Source organism: Enterobacter sp. HSTU-ASh6 (assembly GCF_026319105.1).
Classification (GTDB): domain Bacteria; phylum Pseudomonadota; class Gammaproteobacteria; order Enterobacterales; family Enterobacteriaceae; genus Enterobacter; species Enterobacter sichuanensis.
This window is the reverse complement of the sequence record NZ_WSPD01000016.1, coordinates 33,910-51,946: the sequence shown is the minus strand read 5'-3', so window position 1 is coordinate 51,946 and position 18,037 is coordinate 33,910. Positions and strand designations below refer to the sequence as shown.

At 55.3% G+C, this 18,037-nt stretch carries 16 protein-coding genes; 10 read left to right on the top strand and 6 right to left on the bottom strand.

Annotated elements, in window-relative coordinates; all coding sequences use genetic code 11:
- Positions 1–12: 12 nt before the first annotated feature.
- Positions 13–537 (top strand): single-stranded DNA-binding protein SSB1, encoded by a 525-nt coding sequence (ssb1, locus tag GM298_RS17965; protein ID WP_008503384.1) that lies wholly within the window; start codon positions 13–15, stop codon positions 535–537.
- A gap of 62 nt (positions 538–599) precedes the next feature.
- Here the strand turns inward: ssb1 and GM298_RS17960 are convergent, their stop codons facing one another.
- Positions 600–881: a YjcB family protein gene (locus GM298_RS17960; protein WP_266154915.1), complete on the bottom strand. Its 282-nt coding sequence runs from the start codon at positions 879–881 to the stop codon at positions 600–602.
- A 490-nt stretch (positions 882–1,371) separates the two neighbouring features.
- Between GM298_RS17960 and GM298_RS17955 the strand changes: the two genes are divergently transcribed.
- Both GM298_RS17955 and GM298_RS17950 read left to right on the top strand, forming a co-directional pair.
- Positions 1,372–2,772, top strand: coding sequence for a GGDEF domain-containing protein (locus tag GM298_RS17955; protein ID WP_266154912.1), 1,401 nt, complete (start codon positions 1,372–1,374; stop codon positions 2,770–2,772).
- A gap of 339 nt (positions 2,773–3,111) precedes the next feature.
- On the top strand, positions 3,112–4,677 hold the full coding sequence (locus GM298_RS17950) for an EAL domain-containing protein (protein ID WP_025757851.1): 1,566 nt from the start codon (positions 3,112–3,114) through the stop codon (positions 4,675–4,677).
- Between the two features lie 6 nt (positions 4,678–4,683).
- Here GM298_RS17950 and soxS read toward each other — a convergent pair whose 3' ends face one another.
- Positions 4,684–5,010, bottom strand: a complete 327-nt coding sequence (soxS, locus tag GM298_RS17945; protein ID WP_013095071.1) for a superoxide response transcriptional regulator SoxS — start codon at positions 5,008–5,010, stop codon at positions 4,684–4,686.
- A 98-nt stretch (positions 5,011–5,108) separates the two neighbouring features.
- On the opposite strand from soxS, the gene soxR reads away from it, so the two are divergent.
- The 4 genes from soxR (at position 5,109) to GM298_RS17925 (ending at position 10,040) form a co-directional block, all read left to right on the top strand.
- Complete coding sequence (soxR, locus tag GM298_RS17940) at positions 5,109–5,567, top strand: redox-sensitive transcriptional activator SoxR (protein ID WP_025757852.1); 459 nt, start codon at positions 5,109–5,111, stop codon at positions 5,565–5,567.
- Positions 5,568–5,927: 360 nt separating this feature from the next.
- Complete coding sequence (locus tag GM298_RS17935; protein WP_095450297.1) at positions 5,928–6,599, top strand: glutathione S-transferase family protein; 672 nt, start codon at positions 5,928–5,930, stop codon at positions 6,597–6,599.
- 294 nt (positions 6,600–6,893) lie between these two features.
- Positions 6,894–8,243, top strand: a complete 1,350-nt coding sequence (gene ghxP / locus GM298_RS17930) for a guanine/hypoxanthine transporter GhxP (RefSeq protein WP_045285548.1) — start codon at positions 6,894–6,896, stop codon at positions 8,241–8,243.
- 150 nt (positions 8,244–8,393) lie between these two features.
- A complete protein-coding gene (locus GM298_RS17925; protein WP_025757855.1) occupies positions 8,394–10,040 on the top strand; it encodes a Na+/H+ antiporter in 1,647 nt (548 codons plus the stop codon).
- Between the two features lie 81 nt (positions 10,041–10,121).
- Here the strand turns inward: GM298_RS17925 and GM298_RS17920 are convergent, their stop codons facing one another.
- Entirely contained in the window at positions 10,122–11,009 is an 888-nt protein-coding gene (locus GM298_RS17920; protein ID WP_025757856.1) for a LysR family transcriptional regulator, read from the bottom strand.
- Between the two features lie 102 nt (positions 11,010–11,111).
- On the opposite strand from GM298_RS17920, the gene GM298_RS17915 reads away from it, so the two are divergent.
- Both GM298_RS17915 and GM298_RS17910 read left to right on the top strand, forming a co-directional pair.
- Positions 11,112–11,522: a CidA/LrgA family protein gene (locus GM298_RS17915; RefSeq protein ID WP_025757857.1), complete on the top strand. Its 411-nt coding sequence runs from the start codon at positions 11,112–11,114 to the stop codon at positions 11,520–11,522.
- On the top strand, positions 11,515–12,204 hold the full coding sequence (locus GM298_RS17910) for an LrgB family protein (protein WP_025757859.1): 690 nt from the start codon (positions 11,515–11,517) through the stop codon (positions 12,202–12,204). The genes GM298_RS17915 and GM298_RS17910 overlap by 8 nt, the downstream gene beginning before the upstream one ends.
- Positions 12,205–12,236: 32 nt before the next feature.
- Here GM298_RS17910 and actP read toward each other — a convergent pair whose 3' ends face one another.
- From actP to acs, 3 genes are all read right to left on the bottom strand, one after another.
- On the bottom strand, positions 12,237–13,886 hold the full coding sequence (actP, locus tag GM298_RS17905) for a cation/acetate symporter ActP (RefSeq protein ID WP_025757860.1): 1,650 nt from the start codon (positions 13,884–13,886) through the stop codon (positions 12,237–12,239).
- Positions 13,883–14,197 (bottom strand): DUF485 domain-containing protein, encoded by a 315-nt coding sequence (locus GM298_RS17900; protein WP_025757861.1) that lies wholly within the window; start codon positions 14,195–14,197, stop codon positions 13,883–13,885. Before GM298_RS17900 ends, actP begins: the two co-directional genes overlap by 4 nt.
- Before the next feature lie 135 nt (positions 14,198–14,332).
- A complete protein-coding gene (gene acs / locus GM298_RS17895) occupies positions 14,333–16,291 on the bottom strand; it encodes an acetate--CoA ligase (protein ID WP_059386358.1) in 1,959 nt (652 codons plus the stop codon).
- 423 nt (positions 16,292–16,714) lie between these two features.
- On the opposite strand from acs, the gene gltP reads away from it, so the two are divergent.
- Positions 16,715–18,028 carry a glutamate/aspartate:proton symporter GltP gene (gene gltP / locus GM298_RS17890; protein WP_088244021.1) on the top strand — a complete coding sequence of 438 codons (1,314 nt, stop codon included), beginning with the start codon at positions 16,715–16,717 and terminating at the stop codon, positions 18,026–18,028.
- The last annotated feature ends 9 nt before the right edge of the window (positions 18,029–18,037 follow it).

Here is an 18,037-nt window from a genome sequence, read left to right as displayed (position 1 = left end):
GGAGACACGAACATGGCCAGCAGAGGCGTAAACAAGGTGATTCTCGTCGGTAATCTGGGCCAGGACCCGGAAGTACGCTACATGCCGAGTGGTGGCGCAGTTGCCAACATTACGCTGGCTACTTCCGAATCCTGGCGTGATAAAGCGACCGGTGAGATGAAAGAGCAGACCGAATGGCACCGCGTTGTGCTGTTTGGCAAACTGGCAGAAGTGGCCGGTGAGTATCTGCGTAAAGGTTCTCAGGTGTATATCGAAGGCCAGCTGCGTACCCGCAAATGGACCGATCAGTCCGGTGCTGAGAAGTACACCACTGAAGTGGTGGTTAACGTCGGTGGCACCATGCAGATGCTGGGTGGCCGTCAGGGCGGTGGCGCACCAGCAGGTGGCGGCCAGCAGCAGGGCGGTTGGGGTCAGCCTCAGCAGCCACAGGGCGGCAACCAGTTCAGCGGCGGCGCACAGTCTCGTCCGCAGCAGCAGTCTGCGCCGGCGCCGTCTAACGAACCGCCAATGGATTTCGACGACGACATTCCGTTCTGATTTCCAGCGCGTAAAAACAAAAAACCCAGACTATGGTCTGGGTTTTTTTATGCCGGAAGGAATCAGGTAATTACCATCGGCCAGTCTGGTGGCGTGTGGCTCATCGCTTCAACCATTACCACTTTAATATTTTCCCAGACGGCGGCCATATCCAGCAGGGTAATGTCAAGCAGACCCGTTGCAAACCAACAGGCCGCGCCCAGTCCTAACAGCGTACTGATGACAGCAAGGCCCGTGTAGTCAGATTTACGAAATTGAATGTTCAGCGTGCTGGCTAAAAACATCAGTACCGCACTCAACAAAGGCCAGCGCAAGAGAACCATGCTGGTAGTAATGGTTGCCATAAAACCCATCCTCTACAAAACAGACGAACTGAATGAAACAGATTTTTTCGTTACATAAGATGTGTGAACTATATCACGTTTGCTGTTTTATTCGCCAGTCCCGGACGGATGAAAAATGGGGGGTAACGCTACCAGGGAATCGCAGTTCGCCTTACAGAAAATATATCTTTGCAGGCTACGCTCTCCTTTCACCACACTCTTTATAATGAATTCATTGAGATAGCAAAATCGATGCAAAAGAGGGCGCGTTGTATAACGTTTACAGCCATATCCCTATGGCTTATGCTTGAGTGGACAATTAATTTTACTCGCAGCTAACCTTTCAGGTTTTTGAATTTTATTGTTTTTTTATTTATTTGTACGTATTTAATTACACACAACGTTGTTTTAATTCGCTGCGCTGAGATCCAGCTTGTGGCGTTGGTATGACGACATTTCGAATCTGAAGAAAGTTGCGTCCGGTTTATCGCCTGATAATCAGCGAAAAAAAATGAAAGAAAACCGACGTGAGATTATTAATGACAGCATGCAGGCGCTGCATGCGCTGGCAAAGCTGATGCCCCAGCTTCATGCCCAATGTTCACTGGCCGACATGCTGGAGACCATCAGCCGCGCCCTGGGCGCAAGCCTTGCCTGGGTCAGCGTAAATGGTGATGACGGCCTGCAGCGTGTGGTCAGCGCCGGGGAGATGACCTGCCATCCCTTCGAGTTCGCCGATTTCCTCGCGGGCACTCTGCTGGAGCGGCATCATCGTTCGTGGCGGGTGGTCTACTGGAAAGAGAATATTGGCCGCGCGTTATTTCCTCCTCAGCATCCCGGCTATGGGCAGCTGCAAAGCGGGGTGCTGTGCAAACTTTCGACCCATAACTGGCACTGCAGCGGCTATTTCTTTTTAGGGTTTGATGAACGACTCTATTCTCTGCCGGTTCTGAAAAATATTGTCGTGGTGCTGGTCGAAAAATTAAAAGACTATTTCGCGGAAATTATTGCCCGGGAGAAAACCGCCCAGGAAATGCAGCGCGTCGTGACGCAATATAAGACCCTGTTTGAACGGGCCCCGGTGTTAATGAACTCTTTCGACAAATTTAACCGCTGCGTGCTATGGAATGCCGAATGTGAAAAAGTGTTCGGCTGGACGATGGCGGAGATCGCTGAATATGCCGATCCGCTTGCGCTGTTTTATCCCGACCCTGAAGAGCGGCGGCGGGTCAGGGAGTCGGTCAATGTCTCACCGCTTAAAGATATGTATGAATGGCATCCGTTACGCAAAGACGGCACCCGGCTGACGGTACTGTGGTCCAACATTCTGCTGCCGGACAACTCTATTCTCAATATTGGGCTGGACATTACCGAGCGGAAAAAAGCCGAGCAGGAGCTGGAGGTAAAAGCCACCACCGACGATCTTACCGGCTGCTTTAACCGTTCGGCGATTTTGCAGCAGCTGGAGCTTGCGCTGGCGGCCAATACCCGGCAGGAGGTTAACAGCCACTTTTGTGTCCTGATGTTTGACCTGGATTTTTTCAAGCAGATCAACGATGAGTGGGGTCACCCGGTGGGCGATGCGGCGCTCCTTCACTTTTGTAACGCGATCCGTGAGTTAGCGCCCTCAGAGTCAGCGTTAGGGCGCGTGGGAGGAGAAGAGTTTTTGCTTTTGCTCGCGCACGCTGACGGCAATGGCGCTGCGCAGTTGTCCGCCAGGCTGCGCACCTTTCTGCAAACACACCCGCTGGTGGTGGGTGAGAGAAAGCTGTCGCTGTCGTTTAGTGCCGGGGTTGTCGAAGTCTGTGGGGGACAGCGGGATACTTCAGCCTTACTGAGGCGTGCCGATAAAGCATTATATGAGGCCAAGCATTCGGGGCGAGGAAAAACGGTGGTGGCTGATTATTTATAAATCAATGCACAAAATACGCCCAAACAAATAGCATAAAATGTCATGATGGGGTTGTGCTTTTTTCGTGCTGTCACAAGTTTGGCTTAATCAACGATCGTCTGTTGTGTTATCTTCCCACCGCGCTTACGGGCTGGATAATTATTTTCCTTAATTGAAACGGAACGAATACTTACAGTTTCACTTACGGGAAAATATTATCGTCATAACGAAATTTAAGATTTTTAATACTAAAAGTCAGTTGCTAACTTCGCATGATTCATGCAACGTAATCACCTGTTTAACAAAGCATCCGGCCTTCATTACTACAGGCGTACAACATGCAGGGATATAGGGCGGGAAATGAATCGTAGCGCACGGCGCAAGATGCTCAGGGTGGTAGGGATCATCATGGTAGTTATGCTGCCGGTGATGCTTGCGCTATGGTTTGCCCAGCTAAGAGCCGTATCAGAAACAAGCGCCCAGCTACGCACCTTTGCTGAACTGGCTTTAGACAAAACCGAGCTGGTTATTCAGCAGGTTGATCTGGCCCGGATTGAGGCTACAAAATATCAGGGTGAGCGTTGTACGCCGGAACACCGTCAATATATGTTGAACGTGGTTCGTGGCCGCCTGTTTGTTGCCGATTTAATTTATGCGGAAGGTCAGAATTTTCTTTGTTCGACCGTTTTTACACCGGATCACCCCTACGCCATTCCCGTTGCTAATTACACCCGGAAACCTGACGTCGCTATCTATTATTATCGCGATACCCCATTTTATACTGGCTATAAAATGACATATATGCAGCGCGGAAATTATGTGGTGGTGGTTAATCCACTTTCATACAGCGAAGTCATGTCCGAAGATCATTCCCTTTCATGGGGAGTATACGACACGGTTACCAATGCGTTCTTTTCCGTTAGCCAGAAAGCCAACGTGTCGTTATTAAATTCGATGATTCGGGATAAGGAATCGGTATTTCAAAAAGATAACCGTTTTTATACGGTCGTAAAATCGCCCAAAAGACCGATTGCGGCGATTGTGTCGACATCGAATAAACGCTTTTATGAAACGCTTTATCATCAGGCGACCCTGACGCTGCCGCTGGGCATGATCTGCAGCATGATTATTTTGCTGGTATGGTCCCGTACCCATCGTGAGCTTAATTCGCCAGGGCGTCTGCTGCACCGGGCGCTGAACAAGCGTCAGCTTTGCGTACACTATCAGCCGATTATTGATATTAAGAATAATCAGTGTGTGGGCGCGGAGGCGTTGTTACGCTGGCCGGGTTTTAACGGGCAGGTGATGAGCCCGGCGGAATTTATCCCGCTGGCGGAAAAAGAGGGCATGAGCGAGCGGATCACGGACTATGTCGTTGAGGAGGTGTTCAGCGATCTGGGCCATTTCCTGGCCGGGCATCCGCATCTCTATATTTCAATTAACCTGTCGGCCACGGATTTTCACTCCTCGCGGCTGATTGCCATGATTTCTGACAAGGCCCGCCACTACGCCGTCCGTGCCCAGCAAATCAAAATAGAAGTGACGGAACGCGGTTTTATCGATGTCCCCAAAACCACACCGGTGATTCAGGCTTTCCGTCAGGCGGGCTATGAAGTCGCGATCGATGATTTCGGTACCGGTTACTCGAACCTGCATAACCTTTATTCGCTGAACGTGGATATTCTGAAAATCGATAAATCGTTTATCGATACCTTAACCACCAACAGCACCAGCCACCTGATCGCCGAACACATCATCGAGATGGCTCAGAGTCTGCGGCTTAAAACCATTGCGGAAGGGGTTGAGACGGCAGAGCAGGTAAGCTGGCTGCTGAAGCGCGGCGTCCAGTACTGTCAGGGATGGCACTTCGCGAAAGCGATGCCGCCCCAGGAATTTATGACCTGGCAGCAGCAACCTTTGCATTGATCGTACTTAGTTCAACTGGTGGCGATAATCGCTCGGCGTGCGGTCAAACTCACGGCGAAATACGCGGGAAAAGGTCTGTTGCGACACGTAGCCAAGATCCATCGCGATATCAAATATCGGCCGCTGCGTTGAGCGTAACGCCTGCGCCGCCAGCAGCAGTCTGCGCTGACGGATGTACTCACCCAGCGTCTGATGCATAACCGTGCGGAACATTCGCTGTAAATACCATTTCGAATAGCCCGACTTTTTCGCGACCACATCAATGTTCAACGGTTGGTCGATATGTTCATCAATCCATTCAATAAGTGTCTGAATAATCTGCTGATGCGACATAAGGTTGCCCCTCTGTAGATACAACTATCTCGGTTAATTCGTCGTTTTCTCTGCGGGGGAGTATAATTCCTCAAGTTAACTTGAGGTAAAGAGGTTTTATGGAAAAGAGATTGCCGCGAATAAAAGCGCTTTTAACCCCCGGTGAAGTGGCTAAGCGAAGCGGTGTTGCCGTGTCGGCGCTCCACTTCTATGAAAGCAAAGGGTTAATCAAAAGCATTCGTAACGCCGGAAACCAGCGGCGCTACACCCGCGACGTGCTCCGCTACGTGGCGATTATCAAAATTGCGCAACGAATCGGCATTCCCCTGGCCACGATTGGCGAAGCCTTTGGCGTACTGCCGGAAGGGCATACGCTGAGCCCGAAAGAGTGGAAAGAGCTGTCATCCCAGTGGCGTGAAGAGCTGGACAGGCGTATCCATACGCTGGTCGCCCTGCGTGATGAACTGGATGGCTGCATTGGCTGCGGGTGTTTGTCGCGTAGCGATTGTCCGCTGCGTAACCCGGGAGACAGGCTGGGCGAGCAGGGGACGGGGGCGCGGTTGCTGGAAGAGGATTGAGATCGGTTTGCCGGGTGTCGGCTGCGCCTTACCCGGCCTGCAAAACCGAGAACCTAGGCCGGGTAAGCGAAGCGCCACCCGGTAAAAAGCACAATAAAGAACTAAAGCGCCACATAAGGGCGCTTTAGTTTTTCCCGGTCTTTGTCTTTCACTCTATCCCGCTGGTTCACGGGAGGGTTTCCCCCGACATCAGCACCCCTCGTGTCGAGCTGGTTGGGGAGGTTCCGGATTGTGCTGACACTTTAATTCTATGCAAGACCCGTTTTTTCGCCAGCCGCCCCCACGCTTTTTTAGCCGAATTTTTTTCGCGGTGTTGTTCGATTTTCTATAGTTAAAAAGTATGAATAACAGGAGAAAACCATGCTCACGGTACACCACCTCAACCAGTCGCGCTCGCACCGCGTGATCTGGGCGCTGGAAGAACTCGCGCTGCCTTATGAGATCGTTCACTACCAGCGGGAAAAGAACATGCTGGCACCGGCCTCCCTGAAAAAGGTGCATCCGCTGGGCAAATCACCGGTTATTGAAGATAACGGACTGATCCTTGCCGAATCCGGCGCCATTCTGGAATACCTGCAGGAAACGTACGATCCCGAGTCCCGGCTTAAGCCTTTAGATCCGGCCCATAAGGTGCAGTACCGCTTCTGGCTGCATTACGCGGAAGGATCGCTGATGCCGCTGCTGTTAATGAAGCTGGTCTTTAATAGTCTCGGCAAGCCGCCCGTGCCGTTTGGTATCAGAACCCTGGGGAAAGCGCTGGGGCAAGGGGTGCAGAAAGCGTATCTCAACCGTCAGCTGGAAACCCATGCGCGCTTTATTGAGTCACATCTTGCTGAAAACAGCTGGTTTGCCGGGAAAGCGCTCAGTATGGCCGACATTCAGATGAGCTTTCCGATCTTTGCCCTGCTGGCACGCGGTGGTATCAGCAACCTGCCGCATATTCAGGCATGGAAGACAAAGGTGGAGAACAGCCCGAGCTGGCAAAAAACCCTGGAGCAGGGTGGCCCGCTATCTATCCCGGGTGAGGATTGAAATGTAAACACATTGCGCATAAACGATAACGTTTGCGCATCCTCTGTTTATTTCTTCAGCGTCATAAGTGAATTTTAGCGAAAAACGATAAAGTTCAGTTGAAAAGGGCGGGTATTAGGCTGGATAATCGTTTGCCTTAATTTGACCACCCGTTTGTAAGTGCGGAGCTAAACGTTTGCTTTTTTTGCGACGCCCTTTCGTCGCAAACGCAACACAAGGATTTGACGTTTAGCTGGCAGCGGCGTCTCCACCTTACTTACAGACTTCCTAAAAAACTCTCAGGGGATGTTTTCTATGTCTACGCCATCTGCGCGTACTGGCGGTTCACTTGACGCCATGTTTAAAATTTCGGCTCGCGGCAGCACCGTGCGCCAGGAAATCGTTGCCGGTTTGACAACGTTTCTGGCGATGGTTTACTCCGTCATCGTGGTGCCGGGCATGCTGGGCAAAGCGGGCTTCCCGCCAGCGGCGGTCTTTGTGGCAACCTGTCTGGTGGCCGGTGTCGGCTCTATCGTGATGGGCCTGTGGGCCAACCTGCCGCTGGCGATTGGTTGCGCCATCTCTCTGACCGCGTTTACCGCGTTCAGCCTGGTGCTGGGCCAGCAGATCAGCGTCCCGGTTGCGCTGGGTGCCGTGTTCCTGATGGGCGTGCTGTTTACCGTTATTTCAGCGACCGGTATCCGTAGCTGGATCTTGCGCAACCTGCCGCAGGGCGTGGCGCACGGCACTGGCATCGGTATCGGCCTGTTCCTGCTGCTGATCGCCGCCAACGGCGTCGGTCTGGTCATCAAGAACCCGCTGGACGGTCTGCCGGTGGCGCTGGGTCATTTCGCCAGCTTCCCGGTGATTATGTCGCTGATCGGCCTGGCGGTGATTATCGGTCTGGAAAAACTGAAAGTCCCGGGCGGCATTCTGCTGACGATTATCGGCGTCTCCATTGTCGGCCTGATTTTCGATCCGAACGTTCACTTCTCCGGCATTTTCGCCATGCCGTCGCTGAGCGATGATAAAGGCAACTCCCTGATTGGCAGCCTGGATATCGTTGGCGCGCTGAACCCGGTGATCCTGCCAAGCGTGCTGGCGCTGGTGATGACCGCCGTGTTTGATGCGACCGGGACCATCCGTGCGGTTGCGGGGCAGGCAAACCTGCTGGATAAAGACGGCCAGATTATTGATGGCGGCAAAGCGCTGACCACCGACTCCCTGAGCAGCGTCTTCTCTGGCCTGGTAGGCGCGGCGCCTGCGGCAGTGTATATCGAGTCCGCCGCGGGCACGGCGGCAGGCGGTAAAACCGGCCTGACGGCGATCACCGTTGGCGTGCTGTTCATGCTGATTCTGTTCCTCTCGCCACTCTCCTACCTGGTTCCGGCCTACGCCACCGCGCCAGCGCTGATGTACGTTGGCCTGCTGATGCTGAGCAACGTGGCGAAAATCGACTTCGCGGATTTCGTCGACGCCATGTCAGGTCTGATTACCGCGGTGTTTATCGTGCTGACCTGTAACATCGTGACCGGCATTATGATCGGCTTCGCGTCGCTGGTGATTGGCCGGGTGGTCTCCGGTGAGTGGCGCAAGCTGAACGTGGGTACCGTGGTCATTGCCGTTGCGCTGGTGGCGTTCTACGCGGGCGGCTGGGCAATCTGAGTTGTCCTTTGATGCGAAAACGGGTGGCTCAGGCCGCCCGTTTTTATTTTCAGGACTCATCCTGTTGCCTTTTACGTTACTCTGGGGAAGATAGAATAAAAGGCACGACGCCTTCCGTAGTAAATAAGCAACACAGCAAACAGGGAACGCATGGAAATCTTCTTCACAATACTCATCATGACCCTTGTGGTCTCGCTATCCGGGGTGGTTACACGCGTACTGCCCTTTCAGGTCCCCCTGCCATTAATGCAAATTGCCATCGGCGCGCTGCTGGCGTGGCCGACGTTTGGCCTGCACGTGGAATTTGACCCCGAACTGTTCCTCGTACTGTTTATCCCGCCACTGCTGTTTGCCGATGGCTGGAAAACGCCGACGCGCGAGTTCCTTGAGCACGGACGAGAGATCCTGGGCCTGGCGCTGGCGCTGGTGGTGGTCACCGTGGTCGGGATTGGTTTTCTCATCTACTGGGCCGTACCCGGCATCCCATTAATTCCGGCTTTCGCGCTGGCCGCCGTGCTGTCGCCAACCGATGCCGTGGCGCTGTCCGGCATTGTGGGTGAAGGCCGCATTCCGAAGAAAATCATGGGGATTTTACAGGGTGAGGCGCTGATGAATGACGCCTCCGGTCTGGTCGCACTGAAATTTGCCGTGGCCGTGGCGATGGGGACGATGGTCTTTACCGTCGGCGGCGCGACCCTGGAGTTCTTTAAGGTGGCCATTGGCGGGATCCTGGCAGGCTTCGTGGTGAGCTGGCTGTACGGTCGCTCATTGCGCTTCCTCAGCCGCTGGGGCGGCGATGAGCCGGCGACGCAGATTGTGCTGCTGTTCCTGCTGCCGTTTGCCTCTTATCTGATTGCTGAACATATTGGCGTGTCGGGCATTCTGGCGGCGGTTGCGGCAGGGATGACCATCACCCGCTCTGGCGTGATGCGCCGCGCGCCGCTGGCCATGCGCCTGCGTGCCAACAGCACCTGGGCCATGCTGGAATTTGTCTTTAACGGCATGGTATTCCTGCTGTTGGGCCTGCAGCTGCCTGGCATTATGGAATCCTCGCTGGTGGCGGCCGAAGCCGACCCGAATGTTGAGGTCTGGATGCTGTTTACCGACATCGTGCTGATCTACCTGGCGCTGATGCTGGTGCGTTTCGGCTGGCTGTGGACGATGAAAAAGTTCAGCGTGCGCTTCCTGAAGAAAAAACCGATGGAGTTCGGCTCGTGGACCACGCGTGAGCTGCTGATTGCCTCCTTTGCCGGCGTGCGCGGGGCGATCACCCTCGCCGGTGTGCTCTCCATTCCGCTGTTGCTGCCCACGGGTGATGTCTTCCCGGCGCGTTACGAACTGGTGTTCCTGGCGGCGGGCGTGATCCTGTTCTCCCTGTTTGTCGGCGTGATTATGCTGCCGATTTTGCTGCAGCATATTGACGCGGGGGACTCGACTCAGCAGCACAAAGAGGAGCGTATCGCGCGTGCGGCCACCGCTGAAGTGGCGATTGTCGCGATTCAGAAAATGGAAGAGCGTCTGGCCGCGGATGCGGAAGAGAACATCGACAATCAGCTGCTGACGGAAGTCAGTTCCCGGGTGATTGGTAACCTGCGTCGCCGCGCCGATGGGCGTAACGACGTGGAAAGCTCGCTGCAGGAGGAGAACCTGGAGCGCCGGTTCCGCCTGGCGGCGCTGCGCTCAGAGCGTGCCGAGCTGTACCATCTGCGCGCCACGCGCCAGATCAGCAACGAGACGCTGCAAAAGCTGTTACACGATCTGGACCTGCTGGAAGCGCTGTTGATAGAGAATCAGTAGCACGCTTTTGCCCGGTGGCGCTGCGCTTACCGGGCCTACGTCCGAACCGTAGGCCGGGTAAGGCGAAGCCGCCACCCGGCACTATTCAGACCGCACCCAAAACCCCTCACAACACTGCAGCCACGCCTGCGCACTCTGGGACAAATAGACCCCTTCACGCCAGATCATCCCCAGTTGCCAGTGCAGGTCGCTCTCCAGCGGGATCCAGCGCAGCGTGTTTTTATCCAGACGTTCGCATATCGGCTGCGGCAGGATGGCAATGCCTACGCCTGCCTGCACCATCGCCGCCAGGAAATCCCACTGACCGCTGCGCACCGCAATGCGCGGCTTCACGTTATGGTGTTGAAACAGCGTCATCAACTGGCGGCTTAAGGCGAAGTCTTCGTTATAGATCAACAGAGGGTGCTCACCGAGCAATTCAGGCTTCACCGAGTCTCTCTTCAGCCAGTCGCCGGAGCGGGGAACCAGCACGCACAGCGGGTGGCTAAAGAGCGGAAGCGTCGCCAGACCGCTCTCTTCCTCAACGGGGAGGGCGGTCATTGCCACGTCGAGCTCACCGTTGGTGACGGCCTGCTGTACGGTTAACCCACCAAACTCCGAAATCTTCAGCTCAACGCCGGGGTAACGCTGGCGAAACAGGCTAATCGGCCCGGCCATCATCATTCCCACCATCGGTGGAATGCCGAGGCGCAGCACCCCTTTCGTCAGGTGGTTTATATCATCCAGCTCCGCTTCCAGCTGGCGGAACTCCGCCAGAATCGCCAGCCCACGTTCGAACACCACGCGTCCGGTGTCGGTCAGCAACAGCTTGCGCCCGTCGCGGATCAGCAGGGTACAGTTCAGTTCATCTTCGAGGTTTTTCAGCATTTTGCTGATGGTGGGCTGGGTAACAAACAACTTCTCCGCTGCGCGGGTAAAACTTTGCTGGCGAACCACTTCGACAAAATAGCGCAGCGTTCTTATGTCCATGATTATTCCTCGAAACTATACCTGTGATGATTTTAATTCATTTCAGTCCACACCGTGCGCTCACTATACTGGCGCCTCGTCTCATTTTTGAGGAAAACCCCCATGGCCGTGGCGTTAAGCCGTGTTACGCCTGCCGTTGTACAACGACTCCAGGTACCGGTTCAGGTACTGCTTTACGCGGGATTGTTCGTTTTCGCTGAATATCTTGTCGGCTGGCTCCATCTGCCGCTGCCTGCCAACCTGGTGGGGATGCTGCTGATGCTGACGCTTATCCTCTGTCGCGTGATCCCCCTTAACTGGGTACGCGCCGGCGCGCGCTGGCTGTTAGCAGAGATGCTGCTGTTTTTTGTCCCTGCCGTGGTGGCGGTGGTGAACTATGCCCAACTGCTGATGGTGGACGGCTGGCGCATCTTCGCGGTCATCGCACTGAGTACGCTGATGGTGCTGGGGGCGACCGCCTGGGTGGTGGATAAAGTCTATCGCTTTGAAATCCGCAGGCACAAACATGACTAACTTTCAGATAAGCGTCCTGTGCCTGATTGCCACGCTGGGGATCTACTTCGCCAACAAGCGGCTGTATCGCCGTTTTCATGCTCTGCCGCTGATGCCGCTGGTCTTCACACCGATCCTGCTGGTGCTGATGCTGGTCTTTGGTCATATCTCCTGGCAGGACTACATTGGTGAATCCCACTGGCTGCTATGGCTGCTTGGCCCGGCGACCATCGCCTTTGCCGTTCCCGTTTACGACAACCTGGCGATCATCAAACGCCACTGGATGTCGCTCAGCGCAGGCGTGCTCACCGCCACGGTGGTGGCGGTCTGTAGTTCCGTCTGGCTGGCAAGGCTGTTTACGCTGCCCGATGAAATTCAGCGCAGCCTGGCCGTGCGTTCGGTGACCACGCCGTTTGCGCTGGCGGCCGCGAAACCGCTTGGTGGGCAGCCGGATCTGGTGGCGCTGTTCGTGGTGGTGACGGGCGTTTTTGGGATGGCGGTCGGCGATATGCTCTTTCTGCGGCTTTCTATTCGGGAAGGGATGGCCAAAGGCGCAGGGTTTGGCGCGGCGTCGCACGGCGCGGGCACGGCACGCTCGTATGAACTGGGTCAGCAGGAGGGCGTAGTGGCAAGCCTGGTGATGATGCTTTCAGGCGTGGTGATGGTGCTGATTGCGCCGCTGGTGGCGTGGGTGATGTTTTAAGCTCCCCGGCCAGAACGACCGGGGAGAATGGCTTAGTGCGCGCGGCCCTGCTCAACGCCGAGACCGGTTTGTGAACGGATAAACTGGGCGCGGAATTTCTCACGCTCCAGGTTACCCTCCGGCGAGTTGTCGGTGGCCGAGAAGAACCAGATACCGATGAACGCCACGGCGATCGAGAACAGCGCCGGGTATTCGTACGGGAAGATGGCGCTGGCGTGACCGAGGATCTGCACCCAGATGGTCGGACCCAGAATCATCAGGATCACTGCCGTCAACAGCCCCAGCCAGCCGCCAATCATCGCCCCACGGGTGGTCAGTTTTGACCAGTACATGGAGAGCAGAATGATTGGGAAGTTACAGCTTGCGGCAATGGAGAAGGCCAGCCCCACCATAAAGGCGATGTTCTGCTTCTCGAACAGAATACCCAGCAGAATGGCGACTACGCCCAGCACCAGCACGGTGATTTTAGAGACTTTCAGCTCATCACGTTCGCTTGCCCCTTTACGGAAGACGTTGGCGTAGAGGTCGTGCGACACCGCAGACGCGCCTGCGAGGGTTAAACCTGCAACCACCGCAAGAATGGTGGCGAAAGCCACGGCCGAGATAAAGCCGAGGAACAGGTTGCCACCCACCGCATCAGCCAGGTGCACCGCTGCCATGTTGTTCCCGCCAATCAGCGCACCCGCCGCGTCTTTAAACGCCGGATTCGCCCCCACCAGCATGATGGCGCCAAAGCCGATGATAAAGGTCAGGATATAGAAGTAACCCATGAAACCGGTGGCGTAGAAGACGCTCTTACGCGCTTCTCGCGCATCGCTCACGGTGAAAAAGCGCATCAGGATGTGAGGCAGGCCAGCGGTACCGAACATCAGGCCCAGACCGAGGGACAGGGCAGAAATCGGGTCTTTCACCAGCCCGCCCGGACTCATGATGGCTTCCCCTTTCGGATGGACCGCCATCGCTTCGGTAAACAGGTTATTGAAGCTGAACCCGACGTGCTTCATCACCATAAAGGCCATAAAGCTGGCGCCGAACAGCAGCAGAACCGCTTTGATAATCTGCACCCAGGTGGTCGCCAGCATGCCGCCGAACAGGACGTACATCACCATCAGGACGCCAACCAGCACCACCGCGACGTGGTAGTTCAGGCCGAACAGCAGTTCAATCAGTTTACCCGCGCCGACCATCTGCGCAATCAGGTACAGCGCCACCACCACCAGCGAACCGCAGGCGGAGAGGGAGCGAATCGGCCCCTGCTTCAGACGGTATGAGGCCACGTCTGCGAAGGTATAGCGCCCCAGGTTGCGCAAGCGTTCGGCGATCAGGAACAGAATGATCGGCCAGCCGACGAGGAAGCCGAGGGAGTAGATCAGGCCGTCATAGCCGGAGGTGTACACCAGCGCAGAAATCCCGAGGAACGAGGCCGCGGACATAAAGTCTCCCGCAATCGCCAGTCCGTTCTGGAAACCGGTAATGTTGCCGCCTGCGGTGTAATAATCGTTACGGGAGCGCACGCGTTTCGACGCCCAGTATGTGATATACAGCGTCAGCACGACGAAAATCAGGAACATCACAATCGCCTGCCAGTTGGTTGGCTGGCGCTGTACCTCGCCGGTAATGGCATCTGCCGCGTTGGCGGCAAAGGGAAGTGTGGCGGCTAGCGCCGTCAGGACGCGCTTCATGATGCTTTTACCTCTTGCAGTACCGCTTTATTAAGACGATCGAATTCACCGTTCGCGCGCCAGACGTAGACGCCGGTCAGCACAAATGAAACCACAATCACGCCAATCCCGATGGGAATACCGCGCGTCACGCTGGTGCCCTCGTGCAGCGGGGTACCCAGCCAGTGCGGCGCAAAGGCGATCAGCAGAATAAAGCCGACGTAGATAATCAGCATGATGATGGAAAGAATGAAGGCAAACCGTTGCCGCTTATCGACGAGCTCCCTGTAGTGCGCACTATTCTCTATCTGCTGACAAATATCGTTATTCATCACAGAGTTCTCCAGAGGTAAGGTGGGTTTGTTTTTAGTTCCCTCTCCCCTGTGGGGAGAGGGTTAGGGTGAGGGGGGAGGGTGCGGTCTGATGCCCTCACCCCGGCCCTCTCCCGCAGGGAGAGGGAGAAAACATTATGATGGCATTGCGATGGCCTGCTTCTCTTCGAGCAGTTTTTCCACCACGCCAGGATCCGCGAGCGTTGAGGTATCACCGAGATTGCTGGTGTCTCCCGCCGCGATTTTGCGCAAAATACGACGCATGATTTTGCCGGAGCGGGTTTTCGGCAGCGAATCGGTCCAGTGCAGCACGTCCGGCGTGGCAAGCGGGCCAATCTCTTTACGGACCCAGTTGCGCACCTCGGTATACAGCTCTGGCGACGGTTCTTCCCCGTGGTTCAGGGTGACGTACGCGTAAATCGCCTGGCCTTTGATGTTGTGCGGAATACCCACCACGGCCGCCTCGGCAATCTTCGGATGTGAGACCAGGGCAGATTCAATCTCCGCGGTGCCAAGACGGTGGCCGGAGACGTTCAGTACGTCGTCCACGCGTCCGGTGATCCAGTAATAGCCATCTTCGTCACGACGCGCGCCGTCGCCGCTGAAGTACATGTTTTTGAAGGTTGAGAAGTAGGTCTGCTCGAAGCGATCGTGGTCGCCGAACAGGGTACGCGCCTGGCCCGGCCAGGAGTCGACGATCACCAGGTTGCCTTCGGTGGCCCCTTCCAGCGGATGACCTTCGTTATCCACCAGCGCAGGCTGCACGCCGAAGAACGGACGGGTGGCGGAACCGGCTTTCAGCTGTGTGGCGCCCGGCATCGGGGTGATCATAAAGCCGCCGGTTTCGGTCTGCCACCAGGTGTCCATCACCGGGCATTTCTCGTTACCGATTTTTTTCCAGTACCACTCCCAGGCTTCCGGGTTGATAGGCTCGCCGACGGACCCGAGAATGCGCAATGAAGAACGGTCTGTGCCTTCAATGGCTTTATCCCCTTCCGCCATTAAGGCGCGGATCGCCGTTGGGGCGGTGTAGAGGATGTTGACCTGATGTTTGTCGACGACCTGACACATCCGCGCCGGCGTCGGCCAGTTTGGCACGCCTTCAAACATCAGCGTGGTTGCGCCACAGGCCAAAGGGCCATACAGCAGGTAACTGTGTCCCGTCACCCAGCCCACGTCGGCGGTACACCAGTAGATGTCGCCAGGATGGTAGTCGAAGACGTATTTGAAAGTGGTGGCCGCATAGACCAGATAGCCGCCGGTGGTGTGCAACACCCCTTTCGGTTTGCCGGTTGAACCGGAGGTATAAAGAATGAAGAGCGGATCTTCCGCGTTCATCTCTTCCGGCTGATGCTGGTCACTGGCGTTCTCAATCAGATCGCTCCACCACAGGTCACGCCCCTCGTTCCAGTCGATTTTGCCGCCGGTGCGCTTCAGGACAATAACGTTACTTACCGTTTTAACGTTCGGGTTTTTCAGCGCCTCGTCGACATTTTTCTTCAGCGGGATACCGCGCCCCGCACGCACGCCTTCATCGGCGGTGATCACCAGTTTTGAACTGGAATCGACAATACGGCCGGCAACCGCTTCTGGCGAGAAGCCACCGAAAATAACGGAATGAATCGCGCCGATACGGGCGCAGGCCAGCATGGCCACCGCCGCTTCCGGCACCATCGGCATATAGATCGCGACCACATCGCCTTTTTTAATGCCTCTTTCCAGCAGGACGTTGGCGAAGCGGCACACGTCGCGGTGTAGTTCTTTATAGGTAATGTGTTTGCTCTGCGAGGCATCATCGCCTTCCCAGATAATGGCCGTCTCATTCCCGCGCTCGGCAAGGTGGCGGTCAAGGCAGTTCGCCGCCAGGTTCAGCGTGCCATCTTCATACCATTTAATGGAGACATTGCCGGGTGCAAAGGAGGTGTTCTTCACCTTCTGATAGGGTTTGATCCAGTCCAGGATATGGCCCTGCTCACCCCAGAACGCGTCCGGGGCAGTGATAGATTGCTGATATTTCTCGTGGTACTGCTCCGGGTTGATCAGGCAACGGTCCGCAATGTTTGCGGGAATGTCATGTTTGTGTATTTGGCTCATGGCTTTTTTTCTCCTTGTAAGATGTTAATAATATGTCGCAAAAACGTTAATTGTAGGGGCTTTACAAGCTTTGTTTATTATTTGGGCTGCAGATCACGCATTGTTTGAACAGGTTGAAAAATGAGCGAATGAAAGTTTGAAGGAAAATAATTTATGCTGACGATTATTCACATTTATGTTTAAAAAAGCGTTTTTATAACAAACGGTTATTTATCAGAATTAGAACAAACCCCCGTCATCGTCGCTTTTATGAGTGAAATGCGTCGTTCTTTAAGGCTTGCGCAACAGGCCGCGCAAATGATACTCATACGCCGCGTTAAAAAATCCCATAAACCAACGCAACACAATGCATACCCTTTCAGTATGTCTCCGTATTCATTCACATTGCGTGACTGAGGAGCTTCATTGAGGAAGTCAGTTTCTATGAAAAACGTTAAAGTCAGCCTAGCCTGGCAGATCTTGCTAGCCCTTGTGCTGGGCATCTTACTGGGCAGTTACCTCCACTATCACAGCGACAGCCGCGAATGGCTGATTGCCAACCTGCTCTCTCCGGCAGGGGATATCTTTATTCATCTGATTAAGATGATTGTGGTACCGATTGTGATCTCGACGCTGGTGGTCGGTATTGCGGGCGTTGGCGATGCAAAACAGTTAGGCCGCATCGGGGCGAAAACCATTATCTATTTCGAAGTGATCACTACGGTCGCGATCGTTCTCGGTATCACCATGGCGAACGTGTTCCAGCCCGGTTCCGGGATCGATATGTCGCAACTGGCAACGGTGGATATTTCGAAATACCAAAGCACAACCGCTGACGTGCAAAGCCATGCGCACGGCCTGATGGGGACGATCCTGTCGCTGGTGCCGACCAATATTGTGGCGTCGATGGCGAAGGGCGAGATGTTGCCTATCATCTTCTTCTCCGTGCTGTTTGGTCTGGGACTCTCCTCGCTGCCGGCGACGCACCGTGAACCGCTGGTAACGGTGTTCCGCTCTATCTCCGAAACCATGTTTAAAGTGACCCACATGGTGATGCGTTACGCGCCGGTCGGGGTGTTTGCGCTTATTGCCGTCACCGTGGCGAACTTCGGTTTTGCCTCCCTGTGGCCGCTGGCGAAGCTGGTGATCCTGGTGCATTTCGCCATCCTGTTCTTTGCGCTGGTGGTGCTGGGGATTGTGGCGCGTCTGTGCGGGCTGAGCATCTGGATCCTGATCCGTATCCTCAAAGATGAGCTGATTCTGGCCTACTCCACGGCAAGCTCAGAGAGCGTGCTGCCGCGCATTATTGAGAAGATGGAGGCCTATGGTGCGCCGGCCTCGATTACCAGCTTCGTGGTGCCTACCGGTTACTCGTTTAATCTGGACGGTTCGACGCTGTACCAGAGTATCGCCGCTATCTTTATTGCGCAGCTGTACGGCATTGACCTGTCGCTGTGGCAGGAGATCGTGCTGGTGCTGACGCTGATGGTCACCTCAAAAGGTATCGCGGGCGTGCCGGGCGTCTCCTTCGTGGTGCTGCTGGCGACGCTGGGCAGCGTCGGCATTCCGCTGGAAGGTCTGGCGTTTATCGCCGGTGTGGATCGTATCCTCGACATGGCGCGTACGGCGCTGAACGTGGTGGGTAATGCGCTGGCGGTGCTGGTGATCGCCAAGTGGGAACACAAATTCGATCGTAAAAAAGCGCTGGCGTATGAACGCGAGGTGCTGGGTCGTTTTGATAAGACGGCTGACCAGTAATGTAACGTT